Here is a 20,514-nt window from a genome sequence, read left to right as displayed (position 1 = left end):
GGCGGGCGGCTGACGGAGTGTCGGCGACCGGGCCCGTCTGAGGGTGTTCCACGGACAACGCCCTATTATCTGTGGGAGCTTGGTTCGTCACCTGCGGTGTTGTTCTCAGGGCCGTACATGAAGCGGCCCTGTTATCCGTGGCAAGGAGGAAGCGGTGCCCACCGTCGTGCAACTGCCGGCAGGGAAGGTACTGACCGTCCGCGCGGCGGCCGACGGCTTCCTCGGGTCGCTCCGCAACCCGAACACGATCCGCAGCTACGGAGTCGGCGTCGGCAAGACCGCCGAACGGCTCGGGGAGGCCCGCCCGCTGGGGTCGGTCTCGGACGACGAGATCGGCGAGGCCCTGGAACTGCTGTGGGGCACCGCGGCGGTCAACATTTGGAACGCCCGCCGGGCGGCGGTGCTCCTGGCTGGGCTGGTGCGCGTCGTACGGGTATGACGGCCCTGCGGTCCCGGCCTGGACGAAGCGGCTGGCAGTGCCCGACTCCGAGGCACCGGCCCGCTCGAAGATGTCCGTGGACCGGCTCATCGCCCGCCGCGAGGTCCACCTGCGGGAGAAGACGCTGTGGCAGATGCTCTACGAGACCGCCGGGAGGTCCGAGGAGATCCTCAGCGTGAACATCGAGGACCTCGACCTCGCCGCACGCCGCTGCCCGGTCAAGGCCAAGGGCGCCCGCAGCAAGGCCCGCCGCCGCAGGCAGGCGCGCGAGGACTTCGTCCTGGAGACGGTGTACTGGGATGCCGGCACCACCTGGCTCCTGCCCCGGCTGCTGCGCGGCCGCTCCCGCGGTCCGGTATTGGTCACCCACCGCCGCCCCGTGCCGGGGAGGGTCGTCAGCCCGCGCGACGCGTGCCCGGACACGAGCCTGGCCCGCCTCTCCTACGGCCAGGCCTGCGCCCTACTGGACGAGCACACCGCCGTACGCGGGCCAGGAACGGGCTGGGACCTGCACCAGTACCGCCACTCCGCCCTGACCCACCTCGGTGAGCAAGGGCGCCTCCTTGCTGATGCTGATGGCCAAGTCCCGGCACAAGAAGCCGGAGAACGTCCGCCGCTACTTCAAGCCGTCACCCGAGGCGATCGCCGAGCTGACCAGCCTTCTGGCTCCGGGCGACGTCCGCCGCTGAACGGGTACGCCTGGCACCGGATCGTCGGACTCAGGCCGTTGGACCGAGGTTCTCCCGCGCCCACTCCTCCACTGTGGTTCCGGGACGCCCCAGAACGGTCTGGACATCGTCGCGGACGACGGCCTCAAATCCCATGTTGCCGAGCACTGTCTGGCGCATCGTCGCGACAGCGCTCTCCATGTAAAGGCGATCGGCGGCTGAAGGGATTGAGCTCACGTGCGCCGCCAAGTCGTCGGAGATCAGCGAGACGAGGCCGCCGGGAATGTACTTCTTCGCCTTGGCGAACTCGGACGCGGAGGTAGGGGTCGCGAATCGGGCGGAGCCGGTGCTCGGGGATGTCGAGGGCAGGGGGTGGAGGGGGGAGGGGTGATCGTGGGCATGGTGATCCTTCCGAAATCGGGCAGCACGGCAGGGGCCCATAGCAGGCCGAGGCCGTGGCTCGAGGTTGTCGGTTGTCAGCTGCGAGGGGTGAGGATCTGCTCGAACCAGTCCGCCGCAGCGGTGGACGCGGTCTCGAACTGCTCGTGGTACGGGGCGTAATGGCCTCCGGGGACGACGACGAGACGCTTCACGGTCCGGGCGCTCTCGTACGCCGCGACCTGGAGGTCCGTGGGCGTCACGACGTCCCTGTCGGCGACGACCATGAGCAGTTGCGCGGACTCGATGCGCGGGACGAACTCGCCCGGCGCGTAAGCCCGCGCCCGCTCGGCGGAGCGCAGGGTGGTGTAGTTCAGCCAGGTGCCGGTGCGCTCGCCTTCGCCGGACATGTAGGACAACGACTCGGCGTCGGGATAGCTCGCGGGGGCCGATGGATCAGAGGTGACGGTGGCGATCACGGCGGGTGTCTCGCCACGCAGCTGCGCTTCCCGGTCCGCCTGGAACGCCGCGGCTTGGCGCTTCAGCGTGGCGGGCGAGTTCCGGCGCAGCGACGCCTGGTACCCATTGATCGTCGGGACTTGGGAGACGACGGCACGCACACGTGGATCTGTCGCAGCCACGACGAGGACGTGTCCTCCGCTGAAACTGGTGCCCCAGACGCCGATGCGGTCGCTGTCGATCTCCTCAAGGCCACCGAGGTAGGTGATGGCCATGCGGTAGTCCTCGATCTGCCGCCAGGGGTCCAGGTCCTGACGAGGCAGACCGTCACTGAGCCCGAGATGGCGGAAGTCGATGCTCAGCGTGGCGGTGGATCTGCTGACGAAAGCCAGCGCGAAGTCTTCGAGGTTGCCCCCGGCGACCATGCTCCAGCCATGCCCGAGGACGACGGCGGGGTGCGGTCCGGGGCCGGGAGGCAGACGTAGCGTGCCGCGTACGGTGGTGCCCTCCACCGGGAACATGACCTGCTGCTTGATTACGGATTGAGGGGTCATCGGATCTCCTCGCTGTTGATGCGGGCAGCCTGTCGTGCGCGGTGCTCTGAGGGGCTACGGAGGGAGCCCACGGTCGACCCGGTGTTCGGGTTGTGGACATGGCCTTCGGTGTAGGTCGCCTCTGCTCCGCTGGTGATGTCGCCCCCCATGAGTCCCGTTGCCTGTTGCACCGCAACCCGCGAACGGACCGTCGGAGACTCCGGGTGATTCATGGGGTGGCCTTTCGGGGACACGCGAGGTTCAGAGGTGGTGAGCCGAGAGTGGGCTGTTCTTCGACGGAGCCGAATACGCGCGCCGACGGCTGGTCCTGCCTGTACGAGGACCAGCGCGCCTCGCAGGCAATCAAACTAAACGTTCATTTAGGTAAATGGGAAGTCGGGGGCGGCTTCGATTCGGTAAGGCCATGTAACGTCCTGGTCGCGAGACCGGTCGACGGCTGGTCGGCGGGAGCAAGGTGACTGAGGAGTGGGCGCTGCGGCCTGCCCCTGGAGAGACGGAGACGTCGAGATGAGCGCCGGGATAAAAAGGGGCGAACTCGCTGAGCTCGTAGAGCGGTTGAGTGTGGCCAGCGCCGGCCGTGGCGACGAGCGGGGCGACACCCGTGAGCGTCTCCTCAGTGCCGGGATGACGGCTTTCTCCAGCGACGGGTTCCGCGCCACGACGATCCGGACCCTGGCCGCGAGGGTCGGCATCACTCCTGGTGCCGTATACGCCCACTTCTCCTCGAAGGAGGAGATCCTCGTGGCTGCCATGGCCCGGGCCTGGCAGCAGTTCCTTGTGGCCGTGGTGGTACCGCCGGACGAGGGCGGCGAGACGGCCCGACTGGAGGGGCTGTGCCGCCGCCACATGCGCTTTCACATGGTCACGCATCCCGCGGAGACGCGTGCCACGGACGTGCTGATGTCGAACGACGAGGTCGTCGGCCAGATGAAGCCCGAAGCCGTGGCTCTCCTGCGCAGTGCGCACGAGGCGTACTTCGCACGCCTTCATCGGGAAGTGGCGCGGGCTTCCCAGGTCGATGGTGGCTCACCCCGCGTGTTGACCCACGCCGTCATCACCCTGCTGAACTCGACCTGCAACGAGCCGCACCCCGAAACCGGGGTGGGATCGCCCGAGGCCATCGAGAGGGAGTACCTGCAGTTGGTTCTGCGCATGCTGGGCCGCTGAGGCGCGGGGGCCTCAGCCGCTTCATGCCGTTCTGTCGTCGTGTCGTCGTGTCGGTCGTGGCCATCGGCCAAGGGGGGTGTCGGCCACGCGTAGGCGGCGGTCTCGGCGGTGCTGCCCGAGGCGTCGCCTCGCCGTCGGCAGCGGAGGCTTTCTGAGCCCGGAAACTGAACGGTGACGTACGGAACGGCGCGGTTACCAGTTAACGCACCTGACTCCGCTCAGTAACGCGCACTGTCTTGTCAAGGCTCACGAACGTAAGTTAAATAAGGCGTCATGTTGGTGTGCCGGTCGGTGCACTGGATGAGTCCGTGAGGAGCACTGTGATCAAACAGCACATGGACGTCCGACCTGTTCCCGTCGCGACTCGGCCGCGGGAGCTGAACCGTCGGGCGGTCGTCGCCCGGAGAAGCAGGCGCTCGTCATGTCCGTGGACGATCTCGGCTACCGGCAGCCCGCGGGCACCATGCCGTTCCCGAACGTATCGGCATCGTCGGCTCGGTGCTCGGTGCTCGGTGCTCGGTGCTCGGTGCTCGGTGCTCGGTGCTCCGGGCGGCCGGCGGGAAGCTGGACCGCCGCGCCGTGCCAGCTCACTCCCGACGGGTCGTCGGGGAGATCGCCTGACGACACACGATCCGCGTATGGGCTCCGCCCGTTCCGGGTGGTGCGCATCGGGTGCCGTCGGCTCGCCGAGCGCATCACCTCTCACCTCCCAGACAGGAGCTGACCATGGCCTCGCTCGACGGTAAGACTGCGATCATCACGGGTGGCGCACGCGGCATGGGTGCCTCGCACGCCCGCTTGTTCGTCGAGCACGGTGCTCGTGTCGTCCTGACCAACCGGCTGGTCGAAGAAGGCGTCGCCCTCGCCAAGGAGCTCGGCAACTCTGCGATCTTCGTCGAAGCCGACGTCACCAGCGCCGAGGACTGGAGCCGCGTCGTTCAGCGTGCCGAGGAGCAGTTCGGGATTCCGGACGTACTCGTGAACAACGCGGGCATCCTCCTGACGAACCGGATGGAAGCGGCGACCGAAGCGGAGTTCCGCCGCACCCTCGAGGTCAACCAGATAGGTGTGTTCCTCGGTATGCAGGCCGTCGTCCCGGCCATGCGCCGCGCCGGACGGCGGATCCATCATCAACATCGGCTCCACCGCAGGCATGGTGGGCTTTCCCGACTGCTTCTCCTACGCGGCGACCAAGTGGGCTGTGCGCGGCATGACCAAGACGGCGGCTGCGGAACTGGCTCCTTACGGGATCCGGGTCAACGCGTTCACCCAGGGGACGTGGAGACGCCCATGACCGCTGCTCAGCTGGACAGTGGAGAGCTCACGACCGACGGCATCCCACTCGGCCGTTTCGCGAAGCCGCAGGAGCTGTCACAGGCCGTCCTTCGTCTGGCCGGCGACGAATCGTCGTACACGACGGGCTCCGACGTCGTGGTCAACGGCGGCTACACCATCATCTGATCAGCCCCACGCCTGCCCGCCCCAGCAGAGGGACACACCCATGGCATCGAACAGCGCGATTACGCAGACAAGTTGGGAACTCGGGGACCTCCTCACCGAGGCCGTGATCGCAGGCGCCGTACCCGGTGCCGCAGCGGCGCTCGTCACCCGGGACGGGGCCTTCCACTCCGCATTTTCAGGGCTGGAGTGCGTCGAGCGTGGCACCCCGGTGAGCGCCGGCACGATGTTCCGCTACGCGTCGATGACGAAGGTGCTGACCACGGTCGGAGCGCTGCAGTTGGTCGAACGCGGACAACTGCGCCTCGACCAGGAAGTCGCCTCGATCCTGCCGGACTTCGGCCGCCTTCAGGTACTGGACGGCTTCGATGACGACGGCCCGAGGCTGCGGCCTGTGGCACGGCAGGCAACCGTGCGACAGCTGCTCAACCACACGTCGGGGCTCGGGTATTTCTTCAGCAATCCCGGCATCAGGCGTTACCACGAAGTGGCTGGTCTCCCGCTCGGCGTGGGCGCACTGAACGGGGTGACATCACTGACCGCCCCGTTGATCGCGGATCCGGGAACCGTCTGGGAGTACGGGGTCAGCACCGACCACCTCGGCCTCGTGATCGAGGCGGTCAGCGGGATGCGGCTCGACGCGTACCTGCGGGCCAACGTCTTCGAGCCGCTGAGTATGGAGGACACGACGTTCCGGCCCTCCACGGAGCAGCGGGCGCGGCTCATGAGTGTGCATGGACGGGACTCCGGAACCGGCAACCTCCATGTCCGTGCCGACATCCTGGACGAAGACTCCGCGTTCGACTCGGGTGGCAGCGGCGCCTACGGGACGGCGCTCGACTACGCGCGCTTCGCGTGCGCGCTGCTGCGCGGCGGCGAACTGGACGGAGCCGTGATCCTCACACCGGAGTCGGTGGACCGGATGTTCACTGACGGACTCTGGCCGATCCGCTTCCCGGACCGCATCACGTCGGTGGACAAGGCTTTGATGGAAGAGGCCTCCTTTCCTCCTGGGGCGACCGACTTCGCGCTCGGGCTGCACGTGGCACGCCATGACACTCCCGGTATGCGCAGGGCGGGTTCCGGCTGCTGGGACGGCATCTTCAACACGCAGTTCTGGGTCGACCGTGCCTCGGGTGTCGCCGCTGTCCTGATGACACAGATGCTGCCGTCCGGAGACAAGGGTGTGGTGGCACTGCAGACCGAGTTCGAGCGCCACGTCTACGAACTGGCCGCTGCCTCCGCGAACGGGACCTCCAGCCAGGCCTGTTGACGGCTCGTCCCCTACTGCACGAAGAGAGGCCGACTGATGACACAGAGAGTGCAAGGCGTGGTTGCCAGGGACAGGGGAACCCCTGAGCGTGCGGCGACCGGATGGGGGCCCGCTCCGAAGGCCGTCATCGGAGTCGCCCAGTTCGCGAAGGCATATGCCAAGACCACACCGACAGCGGGCGATTCCTCGGATCCGGAGCGAAGGCCGGTCCGGGCGAGGCGATCGACACCGGGGTGGCGACGGGTGATGACGGCGGAACGGTCATCGGCTGCGGGGGAGCCGGTGCAGCGGCTGGCAGGAGCACCCACCTGCGTGTCACGGCCCGGACCGACCTACCGGTCACAGAAGGGGCCTTCGCCATGGACAGCCGTGTCTGGGACGTGGGCGACACCACCTGGCTCGTCGCCCGACGACCGTGAGGTGACCGTTGCCGATCCTGCCTACGACGCCGTTGCCATCGAAGGGAGGGACGACGGGCACCGTGCGACGCGATCGTCTGCACTCACGCTCACGCCACTCTGACCGGCGCCCAGGTTCTCCTCCAACCCCGAGGGTCACTCGCTGTGGCGGAGGTCCCACTCCGACCGTGAACTGGCCGACGAAGCGGTCCTGTGAGCCACCGGACCCGAAGCACGCCGTATACACACGCCGCGCCACACCCCAGGCGGGACGTGTCTGCCCGCGTCACCGGACACTCTCTTCACTAGCGACAGTCCCTCCGGTGGTGCCTTCATAGCGCACATGCCGGCATCGCGATCGTGATCAACGTCGGCGCCCCATCGCACTCCGAGAGCCCCGTGCTCGGCACCTGGCATCGGCCGCATCGACGCGGTCCGCACGAAGTACGTGAGGCGAAAACGAACTCAGTGCCTGGTCATCGGCTGTCCCGCGTCCCGTCGCGTGGCGGCCACGTTCTGCCCGTCGCGGCACGCTCCTCATCGGGGGAGCCGCATCCACACCGCCCGGAGACAACGATGAGTGAAGAAGCCACCTCGCATGCTCCAGCGCTAGAACTGCACCACCCCGCCGCTCCTGCAGCCCCAGCGGAACCGCACATGCTGCGGGGCAAGATTGGCACCGTAGAACTCGTCATGACGGTTCTGGCGTTCTCGGCGCCGATCGTCGTCGTGGCGTCGTTCGCCCCCTTCGTGATCACCTACGACGGCGCGGGCGCCCCGTTCGCGTACGTGGTGGGTGCGGCCATACTCCTGCTGTTCGCCGTCGGATACACCGCGATGGGCCGCTACATCCCGAACGCCGGCGCCTTCTATGCCTACATCACCGCGGGCATCGGCCGGACACTCGGGTTCGGTGCCAGTTTCTTCGCGATGCTGGGGTACGTCCTCATGGCGGTCGGCACAGTCTGCTTGTTCGGCGTCGCCACGAGCGCCCTTGTGGCGGACGTGTTTCGGGGCCCGGAGATCGCGTGGCAGTACTGCTCGGTGGCGTGTCTGCTGGGGTCCGGGATTCTCGGGTACTTCCGGATCGACCTGTCGGCCAAGGTACTGCTGTTCGCCATGTCGGCCGAAGCGGCCATCGTGCTGGTGTTTGACGTTGCCGTCTTCGGGGACGGCGGACCCGAAGGGCGCACCGTGGCCCCGTTCAGCTGGGGTGAGTTCTCCTCAGGATCGATCGGCCTCGCCGTGCTCTTTGCTGCCACGTCGTTCCTCGGGTTCGAGGCGACCGCCGTCTTCCGCGAGGAGACCAAGGACCCCGACCGCACCGTGCCACGAGCGACCTACGCGGCGGTGATCTGTATCGGCCTCTTCTACATCGTCAGCGTGTGGGCGCTGGTCACCGCATATGGTCCGTCCGCCGCGCAGGGCGTGGCCACCCACAACTACGCGGGAATGTTCAACGCCGCGATGGAGTCGTTCGTCGGCGTCTGGGCGCGCGACGTCGTCCAGGTCCTCGTCGTGACCTCGGCATTCGCCTGTCTGCTCTCGGTACAGAACATCCTCGCGCGCTACGTGTACTCACTCGGGGTCGACGAGGTCCTCCCGTCCGTGCTTGGGCGCGCTCACCCGAAGCACGGATCGCCCAGCATCGCGTCGATGACCGTGAGCGCGATCCTCCTGGGAACCCTGCTGGCCAACATCGGGAGCGATCCGGCACACCTGTACGGGATGCTGGCCGGAGCCGGTGGCTTCGCGATTCTCGTCCTGATGTTCCTCACGAGTGTCAGCGTCGTGGTCTTCTTCCGACGACGTCCGGAGGCCAAGGTGCCCTTGTGGCACCGGGTGATCACACCCACGGTCAGTGCCCTGAGTCTGGCGGGGGTCATCTACCTGGCCACCATCAACTTCACCACCATGACCGGCGGTTCCATGACCGCGGCGGTCATTCTGCAAGCGGTGCTCTGGGGCGTCTACGGCGTCGGAGTTCTCGTCGCACTCGTCTACCGGGCCAAGCGACCGGACATCTACTTGCGTATCGGACGTCAATAGCCGAGACACCAAGAGCAGCACAGCACCCCTCTCGAAAGGACCCCCCTCTCATGAGCAAGTCCACCACCGCCCGGTTCAGCGGCCGCACAGCGATAGTCACCGGCGCCGGACGTGGCATCGGCCGGTCCATCGCCCAGCGGCTGGCCGCGGACGGCGCCCAGGTGCTCGTCGTTGGTCGCACCCTCGAATCACTGGAGGACACGGTCAAGGCCATCGAGGCGGAAGGCGGCGAGGGCTGGGCGATGGCCGGCGACATCTCCGACGTCGGTGACGTCACGGCCGTCGTCGACGAGGCCGTGCAGCGCTGGGGCCGCATCGACATGCTCGTCAACAATGCCGCGGTCTTCGACGAGCCTCCGTTTCTCGACGTGGACGCCGAGACGTTCAGGCGGACGTTCGACATCAACGTCATCGGCACCTTCCTGATGTCCCAGGCCGTGGCCCGCGGCATGGTGAAGAACCGCCGCGGCTCGATCGTGCACATCTCGTCCATCGACGCTCTGGGAGCTGACGGCCCGGTGACGGCGTACACGGCGAGCAAAGCGGCCGTCGTCAGCATGGCGCGCACCATGGCCATGGAACTCTCGCCCCACGGCGTGCGGATCAACTGTGTGGCGCCAGGCTTCGTCAACACCGACATGGTCCACAAGACCTCGACGCCCAACGTCCTGGAGCACATGCTCCACGACTTCACCCGGGTCCCGATGCGGAGGCTTGTCGAGCCCGAGGAGATCGCTGCGACGGTCTCGTTCCTGGTGTCCGACGACGCTTCCGCGATCACAGGCAGCAACATCGTCGTCGACGGCGGCCTGACCGCCAATCTCTTCGTCATGGAAACGCTCCCCGAGCCGGCGATCCCGCTCGGCTCGTGACGGACACCGACCGCGCGGGCCCGCACCGATGGGCCCGTGCACCTCACTCATGGCCCGGAAGCGAACAGAACCCGAAGGAGGGTGTGGTATGTCCGCAGCTGTTGATGGCGAGGAGACGCAGCCCGGTCTGGTGGCTGTCGGTCCACTGCGGCCGCATTCGTCGAAGACACCTCGCATGCGATCGCGGTGGATCAAGAGGCCGGAGCGTAGTGGCTGGGACAGCTACGCGATCTCCGAGTGGGAGTTGAGCGCGGCCGGCTTCATGGATCTGCACCCGCACGACGAGACGAATCTCGTCCTGGCCGGGGAACTGCATGTCGAAGTGAACGGGGTCGAGGTGGTCGGCCGTGCCGGTGACTGGATCGACGTGCCCGCGGGCAGCACCGGCCGGTACTGGGCGCCCCACTACGCCCGCATGGTGGCCATCTACGGACCGAACCCCGATGGCGCCGCCTCCGAATACCTGGAGTACTGGGAGATCGGCGACAGCGGGACCACCACGGAGACGGACGACAGCGCCTGACCGAACCCCGATATGAGGGCTCCGGGCACATCGAGCCGTCCCGCCGTCTGCCCTGACGTCGTTCGACGACGTCAGGGCAGACGGATTGCTTGTCCGTGGCTCTACCGTCGATCAGCCTGATTCGAGGAGTGCGCACCCACCATGCGCCTCACCAGACCGTCGTACCGGTTGGCCACGGCGGCGATCGACAGCTCGCCGTCCGCTCGGTACCAAGTGTTGACGTACTCGCACATGGTGACGATCGCGAAAGCTGTCGACTTCACGTCATCGACCTCGAAGACACTCTGATCCGTGCCCGCCGCGAGGACATCTCTCAGCTCCTTGATGTACTCGATCTCCATCTTCACGATGGGTTCCAGCCGGTCGCTCGGGATCTCGTGGCCCAGGCCCTTGCGCATCATCGCGAAGTCGAAAGCCTGGGCGACGTCTGCCTTCTGCAGCTGCCACGTGACGTGTGCGCGGACGATCTGCCCGAGCCGGACGACCGGGTCGTCATCGGTGATGGACTGACGGACATACGCCACGAAGTCGTTCATGGCTGCTTCGATCACGGAGGCGTACAGGTCTTCTTTGGACGAGAAGTACCAGTACAGGCCAGGTGCGGAGATGCCGAGCTCCTGGGCCAGCGCCTTCAGGCTGGTGCCGGCGTAACCGTTCTGCAGGAACATCTGCAGGGCGGCTTCCATGACCCGATCTCGGCCGACCGTCTCCCTTGGGCGCCCCGCCCGTTTCGCCGCCACACCATCTCCCTGCTCCGCGTCGGATCGGTCCATGTCCTGCTGAGTCTGGCCGAGGTCACCGAGTGTTCTCAATTACCTTAACGTTCATGAAATGTGGGTGCTGCTGCCCCTCCCCGACCGGCATCTCGTGATCAGGTCCGGGGTGCGCGCAGGTCGACCGTGATCAACGCCCGGGTGATCCGGACGGCCTCGCCGACACAGACGTCCAGGTGGTCTTCCTGCCCGTCCCAGCCGCACCAGCTGTTGGCGCTGTCGAGGATCTTCACCACGACCCGTGCCAGCTTCTCGCCCTCCCCGTGCTCGTGGCCGAGCTCGTGTGCAGCGGCGGCGAACATCCGCTCGTAGAGGGCGACCCACTCGTCCAGCTCGCTGCGTGTCTCCGGTTCGAGGAACGGGTTGAGGCGGTCGAGGGCGCGCAGGATGTCCCACGCGTCGTACTCCGGGGACTGGAGCTGCCTGGTCAGGTGGACCCGGACCATGGCGTTCCAGAAGTCGGCCGCGCTCTTCGCGCCTTCCACGGCCTTCAGTACCGCCCCGGCGAACTGGGAGAAGTGCCAGCGGAAGGCCTCGGCGAGCACTTCGTCCCGGCCTCCGGGGAAGTGGGAGTAGATGCTGGGGGCCTTCATGTTGACCTTCTTGCCCAAGCTTCGCATCGAGACCGCGGCGTAGCCCTCCACCGATGCGAGTTCAATGAACGCGTCAAGAATGCGACGGCGGCCGGGCGTCAGGGCGGACCAGTTCAGCTTCTCGAGGTAGCGCCGGAGCTCTTCGGTGGCCCTCGCGCACGGTGTTGTTTCCGTTTCCATCACCACTTCAAATATGTCGGCGTCGCCCCGGGATGGATGTCCGACCGCTTGCGGAGGGGACGGCTGCGCTGCCGATGTAGGTCTCAGGTTCCGATGTGTTGCGCCTTCGCTCGAATACTAACGTTAGCTAGTTCGGAACCTACGAAAAGTGGCCCACCAGGAAGTCCGGTGGGCCACTTTCCCAGGGGAGTTCGGCGGGACGGCCTGGCCTTCGACAAGTGGCAGTGGCCGCCTGGCCCCTGCGCCGTACGTCAGTGGTCGGGGGCCGCCAGGTCGAGCGTGAGTTCCGCGTCGGTCGCCGCGACGATCTCCTCGACTGAGACGTCAGGGGCGAGCTCCCGGAGTATCAGCCCGTTCGGGGTCACGTCGATGACTCCGAGGTCGGTGATGACGCGCTGCACCACGGCCTGGCCGGTGAGCGGCAGGGTGCACTCGTCGACGATCTTCGAGTTGCCGTCGCGGTCGGTGTGTTCCATGAGCACGATCACCCGACGGGCCCCGTGCACCAGGTCCATGGCGCCGCCCATGCCCTTCACCATCTTGCCCGGAACCATCCAGTTGGCCAGGTCGCCGGTACGGGAGACCTGCATGCCGCCGAGGACCGCCGTGTCGATGTGTCCGCCGCGGATCATCCCGAACGACAGGGCCGAGTCGAAGAAGGCGGCACCCGGGTTGACCGTCACGGTTTCCTTGCCCGCGTTGATCAGGTTGGGGTCGACCCCGTCCTTCGTCGGGTACGGGCCGGTGCCCAGGATCCCGTTCTCGGAGTGGAGGACGACATGGACATCGTCGGCCAGATGGCCGGGGATCAGAGTCGGCAGCCCGATCCCGAGGTTGACGTACTCTCCGTCGGTCATCTCGGCCGCGGCCCGCGCGGCCATCTGGTCACGGGACCAGCTCATCGGGACACCGTCCGCTTCTCGATCCGCTTCTCCTGCACTCCCACGTGCACCACTCGCTGCACGAACACCCCGGGTACGTGCACTGTGTTCGGGTCAAGTTCGCCCGGCTCCACCAGCGTCTCGACCTCTGCGACGGTGATCCGTCCGGCCATCGCGGCGAGCGGGTTGAAGTTCATGGCGGTCTTGTCGAAGACGAGATTGCCGTGGGTGTCGCCCGCCGTGGCGTGGACCAGCGTGTAGTCGGCCACGATGGACTCCTCCAGGACGTACGTACGGTCCCCGAAGCGGCGGGTCTCCTTCGCGGGTGAGGCCACTGCCACCGCGCCGGTGTTGTCGTAGCGCCAGGGCAGACCACCGTCGGCGACCAAGGTTCCCACGCCGGCCGGTGTGTAGAAGGCGGGAATGCCCGCGCCGCCCGCCCGCAGGCGCTCCGCGAGCGTGCCCTGCGGCGTCAGTTCCACCTCCAGTTCACCGGCGAGGTACTGCCGGGCGAACTCCTTGTTCTCGCCGACGTACGAGGCGGTGACACGGCGGATGCGGCCCGCGGCCAGGAGGATGCCGAGCCCCCAGTCGTCCACGCCGCAGTTGTTGGAGTAGACCTCCAGGTCGGTCGTGCCCCGGTCCGCCACGGCCTGGATGAGGCGGCCGGGAATTCCGCAGAGGCCGAAGCCCCCCACGGCAAGTGACGCTCCGTCTGGGATGTCGGCCACCGCGTCGGCGGCCGACATCCTCAGCTTCGCCGACATGGCCACCGCCTCTTACTGTCGTACATTCGGGTTCCTCTGTCCTTTCGTGACGTCGCGCCCTGGCCTCAGGACAGTCGCAGCGGGAGCGACCAGTAGAAGCGTGCGAAGTCGTGGTTGGCGCGGACGGGTTCACCGGCGCGTTCGACGTGATCGAAGCGTGTCGCGACCTCGGTGTAGACCGCCTCGGCCTCGGCCCGGGAGATGACCTGTCCGGCACAGCTGTGCGCGCCCAGGCCGAAGCTCAGGTTGCGGCCCGCCTCGGGTGAGCGGGTGTAGTCGAAGGTGTCCGGGTCGATGAAGACCTCCGGGTCGCGGTTGGCCGCCGCGATCATGAAGCGGATGGGAGTGCTCGCCGGGATGTGCACACCGCGGATCTCGACGTCCTCGGTGGGGTATCGCACGACCGAGAGCTCGGGCGGATCGATGCGGACGATCTCGTCGACGATTGCGCCGCGCAGCTCCGGGTTGTGCTTGTACGCGTGGAAGACCTCCGGCCGCTGTGCGAACTGGTCGAGTCCGGCCGCGACGAGATAGCCGACGTCCATGTGTCCCAGGCCGTAGAAGACCGTGATGGTGGCGAGCGCCTGCTGCGGGGTGAGCTGTCCCGCCTCGGAGGCGGTGAGCAGGGCCCTGGCCATCCCGCTGTCGTCCACCGACCGGACGTCCGCGAGCATCTCGCGCACTCGCTTTTCGAGGTAGGTGAAGGACTGGGCGGCCAGTTCCTCGTCGCCGGGGTTCGGGGCGGCGCTCATCATCTGCATGGCGCCGAACATCGCCTCGACGATGCTGTGGGCGTCGTCGTCGGGGAAGCCGAGGACGCGGCACATCGTGGCGTGCGCCGGGATCGCGGCGAGGTCCGTCCAGGCCTCGATCACGCCGTCCTCGCCGAGACGGTCCAGCGCCAGCCCGGCCGCCTCGGCCGTGGTTTTCGCCCACTGCCGGACCAGCTTGGGAGTGAACCACTTGTTGGTGTGCCGTCGCCGGGTGGTGTGCCGGGGCGGGTCGACGCCGAGCATCGTGTCGCCGACGTACGACCATGGCCCCTGGCTGGCCCAGGCGGTTTCGACGCTCATGATCGGCAGTTTCAGGTACCGGACGATGTCCTCGTAGCGGCTGACGACGTAGCCGCCGTCCAGCGCGTAGACGGGGTGGTCGTGCTGCAGTCTGCGGTACCAGGGGTAGGGATCGGTCCTGAACTGAGGGTTCTGCCACGGCAGATACGTGTCTTCGCTCAACAGGCTCACGGGTCGCCTCCTGGGTAGCGCCGGAGATATCAGGCTGTTGGGGAACGTGAGGGGGAGCCGGGTGGTCGGACGACGGAAACCTTCGCTAACGACCGGTAGTTAGTGCAATGGACCACGTCGTGGCCGGGGCGGGCAAGCCTGCGGGGCCGCGATGTGGCGTGGATCACTCGTGATGACCGATGTCGCGTTACGCAGATGTTGCGAGAGGTCTTGACGGGAGTCGTTTAACTAATGTTAGTTAGTGAGCGTTCGTCTCGGGCTTCCCGCTGTTGAGCGGGGCCCTTCCGCGACACCGTCCGCATCCGCGGCCGGCTTTCCCTCGACTGTGCAGATGAACGGCAGGTGTACGCCACAATGTCCCTTCAGGACAAGATCGTCGTAGGGACCGGCGCGGGCTCGGGCATGGGGCGCTCCATGGTGGACGAGTTCCTCCGCGAAGGAGCGCGCGTCGCCGCCGTCGACATCAACGCGGCCAACGTCCGCAAGGTCGTCGAGGAGCACGCGGTCGGTGACCGGGCGATCGCCGTGACCGTGGACATCGCGGACGAGGCCTCCGTCGACGTGGGTGTCGCGGAGATCCTCGCATGGGCAGGCCACATCGACGTCCTCTGCAACAACGCGGGCATCATCGACAGCTTCCGTCCGGCCCACGAAATCGACACGGCCGAGTGGAATCGGACCCTCGCGGTCAACCTGACCGGCCCGTTCCTGACGTCACGCGCGGTCATCCGCACCAGCGTGCTGCCCCATTCCGAGGGTGCCATCATCAACACCGCCTCTATCTCGTCGTTCAGTGCGGCCGGTGGCGGCACCGCCTACACCGCCGCCAAGCACGGCGTGCTCGGTTTGACCCGGCAGCTGACGTTCGACTACGGCAAGCACGGCATCCGCGTCAACGCCATCTGTACCGGTGCCACTTACACCAATCTCGCGGCCCCGGAGGGCGGTTCCGACACGCTGCCGGACAGCGAGGCCGAGATCGCCCGCACGCCGGCCGGGCGCTGGGGCTAGCCCCGGGAGATCGCCCGCATGGCGGTCTCCCGGGCCGGCGAGGACGCCGAGTTCATCCACGGCAGCGCCATGGTCGTCGACGGCGGCTGGCTGGCTGGGGCGCGTAACCCGATCTGACCGGAGCGCCTGCGCCGTCAGGCCGTTCCTCGAGGGTCCACCCGGGGCGCGTGTAGCCCCGCATCTGGCGACCTCGTGTGTCCGCACGCTGAATTTCGCCGTCGTACGTACAGCCGTCGTTCCGCCTTCGTGCTGAGGGGAATCACCGTCATGAGTCAGGAAGTACGCGCCGTAGTGGCACCCGGCAAGGGGCAGCCGGTGCGGGTTGAGACGATCGTCGTGCCCGATCCGGGACCCGGTGAGGCCGTGGTCCAGGTCCAGGCGTGCGGCGTGTGCCACACCGACCTGCACTACCGGGACGGGGGGATCAACGACGATTTCCCGTTCCTGCTCGGTCATGAGGCCGCAGGCATCGTGGAGTCGGTCGGCGCGGGGGTGAGCGAGGTCGCCCCGGGAGACTTTGTCATCCTCAACTGGCGTGCCGTGTGCGGACAGTGCCGTGCGTGCCGACGGGGCCGACCGCAGTACTGCTTCGACACCCACAACGCGTCGCAGAAGATGACGCTCAAGGACGGCACCGAACTGACGCCGGCCCTGGGGATCGGCGCATATGCGGAGAAGACGCTGGTCGCGGCCGGACAGTGCACCAAGGTCGACCCCGCGGTGGCACCCGCGGTGGCGGGCCTGCTCGGCTGCGGCGTCATGGCCGGCCTCGGAGCCGCCATCAACACGGGAAGCGTCGGCCGCGGCGACAGCGTCGCCGTGATCGGGTGCGGAGGCGTGGGGGACGCCGCGATCGCCGGAGCGCGTCTGGCCGGAGCCGCGAAGATCATCGCTGTCGACGTCCATGACGGCAAGCTCGCCACCGCGCGGGCGATGGGCGCCACCCATGCCGTCAACTCCCGTACGACGGACGCCGTCGAGGTGATCCGTGATCTGACGGGCGGGCACGGCGCGGACGTGGTCATCGACGCCGTGGGCCGTCCCGAGACCTATGAGCAGGCCTTCTACGCCCGCGACCTGGCCGGCACGGTCGTGCTCGTCGGGGTGCCGACCCCCGAGATGAAGCTCCAGCTGCCCCTCCTGGACGTCTTCGGACGTGGTGGCGCGCTCAAGTCGTCCTGGTACGGCGACTGCTTGCCCTCACGTGACTTCCCGATGCTGGTCGACCTGCATCTGCAGGGCCGTCTCGACCTCGCCGCCTTCGTGACCGAGACCATCGGGCTGGACAACGTGGAGAAGGCGTTCTCCAGAATGCACGAGGGTGATGTGCTGCGTTCGGTGGTGCTGCTCTGATGGCGGCGAGGATCGAACACCTCGTCACCAGTGGCACGTTCAGCCTGGACGGCGGCACCTGGGACGTCGACAACAACGTGTGGATCGTCGGCGACGACAACGAAGTGATCGTCATCGACGCCGCCCATGACGCCGATGCCATCGAAGCCGCCGTCGGCCGGCGGCGCCTGACCGCTATCGTGTGCACCCATGCGCACGACGACCACATCGGCGCCGCGCCTGCCCTGGCCGCACGGTCGGGGGCACGTATCCTGCTGCACCTCGACGACCGGCTGCTGTGGAAGCGGACCTATCCCGACCGTGCCCCCGATGGCTTCCTGAGCGATCGGTCCCGGCTGAGCGTCGCAGGCCTCGAACTGACCGTGCTGCACACTCCGGGACACACGCCCGGGGCGGTCTCCTTGTACGCGCCCGAGCTCGGCACCGTCTTCACCGGGGACACACTGTTCGCCGGTGGGCCGGGGGCCACGGGCCGGTCATTCTCCGACTTCCCCACCATCATTCGGTCGGTGCGCGACGTTCTGCTGACACTCCCGCCGGACACCGTGGTCCACACGGGGCACGGCGACTCCACGACGATCGGTGCGGAAACCCCGCACCTGCCGGAGTGGCAAGCCCGCCACTGAGCTGCCCCGTCCAGCGATCGGCCGTCCACCGGCCGGCCTCCGTCCGTCGAAGACGTGCTCCGCGGATCCCTTGTGCTGCTGCGGCCCGGTTCCTGCCCTGGAACCTTTTGCGCGGTGTCATACACGTCAAGAGGCAGGTACAGATCATCAACGGCCACAAATACTTCGCGCTCCCGAAGGGAGGCAAGACGCGCCTGGTGGACATGCCGGCATCTGTTGCGGGCGAATTGGCCAAGCACGCCAAGGCATACCCATCGGTGGAGATTGAGCTCCCCTGGGGCGGCCCGGAGCCGGAGCGGCAGATGAAGAAGCACGCCCTCGTTCTCACCACGATGTACGGAAACGCCGTCGTCGGCGAACACCTGGAACACGGAGATCTGGAAGCCGGCACTGGCCAGGTCCGGCGTGATCCCGCCACGCGCCAAGGGGGCCAAGCCGTGGCAGTGGCAGGCGGCGCCCAGGGACGGCTTCCATGTGCTGCGGCACGCGTACGCCTCCCTCGTCCTTGAGGCAGGGGAGTCGGTGGTGACCTTGGCCAGGTGGCTGGGGCACGCGTCACCCACCATCACCCTCGATCACTACGCGCACTTCATGCCGGAGGCGGGTCGCAAGGGGCGACGGGCGATCGATAGCCTGCTCGCAGATCAGGTGCACGAGCTGGCGGGACCGAACTCCCCAGATTCTCCCAGGCCCGATTGCGAGCCGTGATTGGCCCGTTTACACGTACAACTAGCAAGGGAACGCGCGATGTTCACGACCCGGCTCACTCTCCAGGGCACCTGCATGTGGACGACCGCTCCCTTACGCGGACCGTCTGCTGGTTCAGCCGCGAGGGCGCGTCGACCCAGCTCGGCAGCTGAAGGCCTCAATGCCGCTTGGCAAGTACCGCTGCGCTGCGTGCCGGGTAACGGTGGACTCGGGAGCGGAGCAACGAGAACGGAAGAGCTGGGGGGTGGCGGGGAGGAAAATGGGCGAGGGCCCGAACGGGTGGGTGTACCGGTTCCGGCCCTCGTCAGAACCTGAGTCCTGCTGTTCCTGGAGGTCAGCCGTCCCTCGGACTCAGGTGGTTGGGGTGGTGTGTGGTCGGTTGGGCGGGTTAGCCTCGATCGTTCATGAGTCCTCGTCGGTTCGCTGGCGGGGGCTTTGTGCTTGCGAGGTGCGGTCTTTCGGGGTTGGGGCAGGTTGGCGGCCCGGCTGTCGCGTCGGGTGGGCGCCGGGTTCCACTGTTCCGGGATGTTGCTATGGCTCGTCGGGGCGATCGGAGTTGCTGGTCAGTCGGGGTTCGGCAGGGCGGCGAGTCGCTGGATCGCGTGGATGATCACATCCGTCCAGGGCCATCGGGCGGTGAAGCGGAGGAAGCGGCGGCGGCCGGTGGTGACCAGTTGGGCGGCGGCGGAGAACAGTCGTAGGCGAAGCCGTTTGGGTTCCCAGCGGCGGGTGGTGCCGGTCAGGGCGAGCATCGGCATCTAGGCGAGGAGGTCGAGGGCGAGGGAGACGATCTCGAGCCAGAGCTGGTTCTGGGCGGTGTCGTGGAGGGGCAGGTTGCGCAGGCCGGTCTTGCGGGCGTTTCGGATGCGGTCCTCGCAGCGTGCCCGGCGGCGGTGACGCAGTTCGCGGTTGGCGAGCTGGCCGCCTTTGGTGTTGGTCGCGAAGCAGGTGAGCCGCAGTCCGTCGAGGTCGGTGAATCTCAACTGGGCGCCGGGGTGTGGTCGTTCTTTGCGGACGACCAGCCGCATACCCTTCGGCCAGGGAGAGAGGTCGGGCATGTCGGTGATCTCCGCGACCCAGGCGCCGGGCCGCTCGGTGCCGTCGGCGTCGTAGGCCGGTGTCCATCCCTTCTTCGGGATCTTCAGAACGGCCTGGTGGATGGCGTCGGTGATGGTCATTCCGACGGAATACGACAGCCACCGGCCCGGCTTGGAGAGCCAGTCGAGGAATGCGTGGGTGCCGCCGGCGGAGTCGGTTCGGATCAGGGTCTTTCGTCCTCGCCGCAAGGCTCTGGGCGGTTGGGCCAGGGCGAGTTGGGCGGTCTCGATGCGATCACTGGCCGTGTGGGAGCCTGCGTTGCCTGGCCGTAGTAGCGCGGCCACCGGCTCGCCGGAACCTGCCTGGCCGTGGTCGACGAACGCGACGAGCGGATGATGGTCGAAGGTCTTCTTCCAGGTCGCGGTGGCGTCCTGCTTCTCGGAGTGCGCAAGGACCAGCACGCCGTCGATGTCCACAATCACCGAGCCGTCGGTGGCCGGACCGTTCGCCCCGGCCAGTTCCCAGGCCCGCGAGCGTACTTCGGCCCGCGCCGAGCGGATCGCGGTGAGTGCCTTCGGCCCGGCTGCGGCAAGGGCGTCGATGAGCCGGGAGACCGTCGGGTCGGATGCCACCGGGCCGAACACGTCGGGTTCGGACCGCAGCATGGCCACCTCGGCGAGGCAGTCCCCGCCCAGAGCCGTCGCGAGCGCGACATCCAGCAAGACCTTGCCCGGATCGTGCACCGCCCGCGGCTTGCGCCACGGCGCCAACGCCGTCGATATCGCGGTGTCCAGGCCCCACTCGCGGACCGTCTCGGCCAGCAGCACCGCCCCGCTGCCACCGCCCTCGACGCGGACACGCGGGTACAACCCGATACGCTTACTCACCTGGAGAGTGCTTCTTTCCATGCAGCCAAAAGGACCCTAGACAAGTCCCATCGCTGCAGGTCAGGAGCGCTCGCCGCTTATTTGATCAAGCAACGGACCACCCACCTCGTGAAAGCCCCAGGTTAGTAGGCGGAGTTGACGTTGTCCATGGAGCCGTATTTGTCGGCGGCGTAGTTGGCGGCGGCGACGATGTTGGCGACGGGGTCGGTGAGGCT

The 20,514-nt window shown here is 67.4% G+C and carries 15 protein-coding genes and 4 pseudogenes; 11 read left to right on the top strand and 8 right to left on the bottom strand.

Annotated elements, in window-relative coordinates:
* Nucleotides 1–154 precede the first annotated feature (154 nt).
* A pseudogene (locus tag AB0436_RS29140) lies at nt 155–1,128 on the top strand (site-specific integrase).
* Between the two features lie 30 nt (nt 1,129–1,158).
* On the opposite strand, the gene AB0436_RS29135 reads toward AB0436_RS29140, so the two are convergent.
* Together AB0436_RS29135 and AB0436_RS29130 are read right to left on the bottom strand one after the other, a co-directional pair.
* Entirely contained in the window at nt 1,159–1,308 is a 150-nt protein-coding gene (locus tag AB0436_RS29135) for a hypothetical protein (protein WP_366470944.1), read from the bottom strand.
* A gap of 275 nt (nt 1,309–1,583) precedes the next feature.
* A complete protein-coding gene (locus tag AB0436_RS29130) occupies nt 1,584–2,498 on the bottom strand; it encodes an alpha/beta fold hydrolase (protein WP_366470943.1) in 915 nt (304 codons plus the stop codon).
* Nucleotides 2,499–3,005: 507 nt separating this feature from the next.
* Here AB0436_RS29130 and AB0436_RS29125 point away from each other — a divergent pair.
* The 7 genes and pseudogenes from AB0436_RS29125 to AB0436_RS29095 all read left to right on the top strand — a co-directional run bounded on the left by AB0436_RS29125 (nt 3,006) and on the right by AB0436_RS29095 (nt 10,238).
* Nucleotides 3,006–3,665: a TetR/AcrR family transcriptional regulator gene (locus AB0436_RS29125; RefSeq protein WP_366470942.1), complete on the top strand. Its 660-nt coding sequence runs from the start codon at nt 3,006–3,008 to the stop codon at nt 3,663–3,665.
* Between the two features lie 726 nt (nt 3,666–4,391).
* Nucleotides 4,392–4,778, top strand: a pseudogene (locus AB0436_RS29120) (SDR family NAD(P)-dependent oxidoreductase); the annotation flags it as partial.
* Between the two features lie 40 nt (nt 4,779–4,818).
* Nucleotides 4,819–5,126, top strand: a pseudogene (locus tag AB0436_RS29115) (SDR family oxidoreductase).
* Between the two features lie 40 nt (nt 5,127–5,166).
* On the top strand, nt 5,167–6,396 hold the full coding sequence (locus AB0436_RS29110) for a serine hydrolase domain-containing protein (RefSeq protein WP_366470941.1): 1,230 nt from the start codon (nt 5,167–5,169) through the stop codon (nt 6,394–6,396).
* A 1,091-nt stretch (nt 6,397–7,487) separates the two neighbouring features.
* Nucleotides 7,488–8,843 (top strand): APC family permease, encoded by a 1,356-nt coding sequence (locus tag AB0436_RS29105; RefSeq protein ID WP_366470940.1) that lies wholly within the window; start codon nt 7,488–7,490, stop codon nt 8,841–8,843.
* Between the two features lie 50 nt (nt 8,844–8,893).
* Nucleotides 8,894–9,715, top strand: a complete 822-nt coding sequence (locus AB0436_RS29100) for an SDR family NAD(P)-dependent oxidoreductase (RefSeq protein WP_366470939.1) — start codon at nt 8,894–8,896, stop codon at nt 9,713–9,715.
* Between the two features lie 88 nt (nt 9,716–9,803).
* Entirely contained in the window at nt 9,804–10,238 is a 435-nt protein-coding gene (locus AB0436_RS29095; RefSeq protein ID WP_366470938.1) for a cupin domain-containing protein, read from the top strand.
* A 101-nt stretch (nt 10,239–10,339) separates the two neighbouring features.
* Here AB0436_RS29095 and AB0436_RS29090 read toward each other — a convergent pair whose 3' ends face one another.
* The 5 genes from AB0436_RS29090 to AB0436_RS29070 all read right to left on the bottom strand — a co-directional run bounded on the left by AB0436_RS29090 (nt 10,340) and on the right by AB0436_RS29070 (nt 14,676).
* Complete coding sequence (locus AB0436_RS29090) at nt 10,340–10,924, bottom strand: TetR/AcrR family transcriptional regulator (protein ID WP_366470937.1); 585 nt, start codon at nt 10,922–10,924, stop codon at nt 10,340–10,342.
* A gap of 185 nt (nt 10,925–11,109) precedes the next feature.
* Nucleotides 11,110–11,784, bottom strand: coding sequence for a TetR/AcrR family transcriptional regulator (locus tag AB0436_RS29085; protein WP_366470936.1), 675 nt, complete (start codon nt 11,782–11,784; stop codon nt 11,110–11,112).
* A gap of 251 nt (nt 11,785–12,035) precedes the next feature.
* Nucleotides 12,036–12,686, bottom strand: a complete 651-nt coding sequence (locus AB0436_RS29080) for a CoA transferase subunit B (RefSeq protein ID WP_366470934.1) — start codon at nt 12,684–12,686, stop codon at nt 12,036–12,038.
* Nucleotides 12,683–13,432 (bottom strand): CoA transferase subunit A, encoded by a 750-nt coding sequence (locus AB0436_RS29075; protein ID WP_366470933.1) that lies wholly within the window; start codon nt 13,430–13,432, stop codon nt 12,683–12,685. The genes AB0436_RS29080 and AB0436_RS29075 overlap by 4 nt, the downstream gene beginning before the upstream one ends.
* Nucleotides 13,433–13,497: 65 nt before the next feature.
* Nucleotides 13,498–14,676 (bottom strand): cytochrome P450, encoded by a 1,179-nt coding sequence (locus tag AB0436_RS29070; RefSeq protein WP_366470932.1) that lies wholly within the window; start codon nt 14,674–14,676, stop codon nt 13,498–13,500.
* A gap of 354 nt (nt 14,677–15,030) precedes the next feature.
* Here AB0436_RS29070 and AB0436_RS29065 point away from each other — a divergent pair, with 354 nt between their 5' ends.
* The 3 genes from AB0436_RS29065 to AB0436_RS29055 all read left to right on the top strand — a co-directional run bounded on the left by AB0436_RS29065 (nt 15,031) and on the right by AB0436_RS29055 (nt 17,666).
* Nucleotides 15,031–15,687, top strand: coding sequence for an SDR family oxidoreductase (locus AB0436_RS29065; RefSeq protein WP_366470931.1), 657 nt, complete (start codon nt 15,031–15,033; stop codon nt 15,685–15,687).
* Between the two features lie 267 nt (nt 15,688–15,954).
* A complete protein-coding gene (locus AB0436_RS29060) occupies nt 15,955–17,040 on the top strand; it encodes an S-(hydroxymethyl)mycothiol dehydrogenase (protein WP_366470930.1) in 1,086 nt (361 codons plus the stop codon).
* Nucleotides 17,040–17,666, top strand: coding sequence for an MBL fold metallo-hydrolase (locus tag AB0436_RS29055; RefSeq protein WP_366470929.1), 627 nt, complete (start codon nt 17,040–17,042; stop codon nt 17,664–17,666). The genes AB0436_RS29060 and AB0436_RS29055 overlap by 1 nt, the downstream gene beginning before the upstream one ends.
* Nucleotides 17,667–18,937: 1,271 nt before the next feature.
* On the opposite strand, the pseudogene AB0436_RS29050 reads toward AB0436_RS29055, so the two are convergent.
* A pseudogene (locus tag AB0436_RS29050) lies at nt 18,938–20,299 on the bottom strand (IS1380 family transposase).
* Nucleotides 20,300–20,514 lie beyond the last annotated feature (215 nt).

The organism is Streptomyces sp. NPDC051322, from assembly GCF_040689485.1.
Lineage (GTDB): Bacteria > Actinomycetota > Actinomycetes > Streptomycetales > Streptomycetaceae > Streptomyces.
Note: the sequence above shows the minus strand (reverse complement) of the source record. Positions and strands in the feature narration are given on the sequence as shown.

Coding starts and splice junctions, on each gene's coding strand:
- AB0436_RS29085 (WP_366470936.1), bottom strand. CDS start 11,784: ATGGAAACGGAAACAACACCGTGCGCGAGGGCCACCGAAGAGCTCCGG.
- AB0436_RS29080 (WP_366470934.1), bottom strand. CDS start 12,686: ATGAGCTGGTCCCGTGACCAGATGGCCGCGCGGGCCGCGGCCGAGATG.
- AB0436_RS29065 (WP_366470931.1), top strand. CDS start 15,031: ATGTCCCTTCAGGACAAGATCGTCGTAGGGACCGGCGCGGGCTCGGGC.
- AB0436_RS29135 (WP_366470944.1), bottom strand. CDS start 1,308: ATGGAGAGCGCTGTCGCGACGATGCGCCAGACAGTGCTCGGCAACATG.
- AB0436_RS29055 (WP_366470929.1), top strand. CDS start 17,040: ATGGCGGCGAGGATCGAACACCTCGTCACCAGTGGCACGTTCAGCCTG.
- AB0436_RS29110 (WP_366470941.1), top strand. CDS start 5,167: ATGGCATCGAACAGCGCGATTACGCAGACAAGTTGGGAACTCGGGGAC.
- AB0436_RS29090 (WP_366470937.1), bottom strand. CDS start 10,924: ATGGAAGCCGCCCTGCAGATGTTCCTGCAGAACGGTTACGCCGGCACC.
- AB0436_RS29125 (WP_366470942.1), top strand. CDS start 3,006: ATGAGCGCCGGGATAAAAAGGGGCGAACTCGCTGAGCTCGTAGAGCGG.
- AB0436_RS29075 (WP_366470933.1), bottom strand. CDS start 13,432: ATGTCGGCGAAGCTGAGGATGTCGGCCGCCGACGCGGTGGCCGACATC.
- AB0436_RS29100 (WP_366470939.1), top strand. CDS start 8,894: ATGAGCAAGTCCACCACCGCCCGGTTCAGCGGCCGCACAGCGATAGTC.
- AB0436_RS29095 (WP_366470938.1), top strand. CDS start 9,804: ATGTCCGCAGCTGTTGATGGCGAGGAGACGCAGCCCGGTCTGGTGGCT.
- AB0436_RS29060 (WP_366470930.1), top strand. CDS start 15,955: ATGAGTCAGGAAGTACGCGCCGTAGTGGCACCCGGCAAGGGGCAGCCG.
- AB0436_RS29105 (WP_366470940.1), top strand. CDS start 7,488: ATGACGGTTCTGGCGTTCTCGGCGCCGATCGTCGTCGTGGCGTCGTTC.
- AB0436_RS29130 (WP_366470943.1), bottom strand. CDS start 2,498: ATGACCCCTCAATCCGTAATCAAGCAGCAGGTCATGTTCCCGGTGGAG.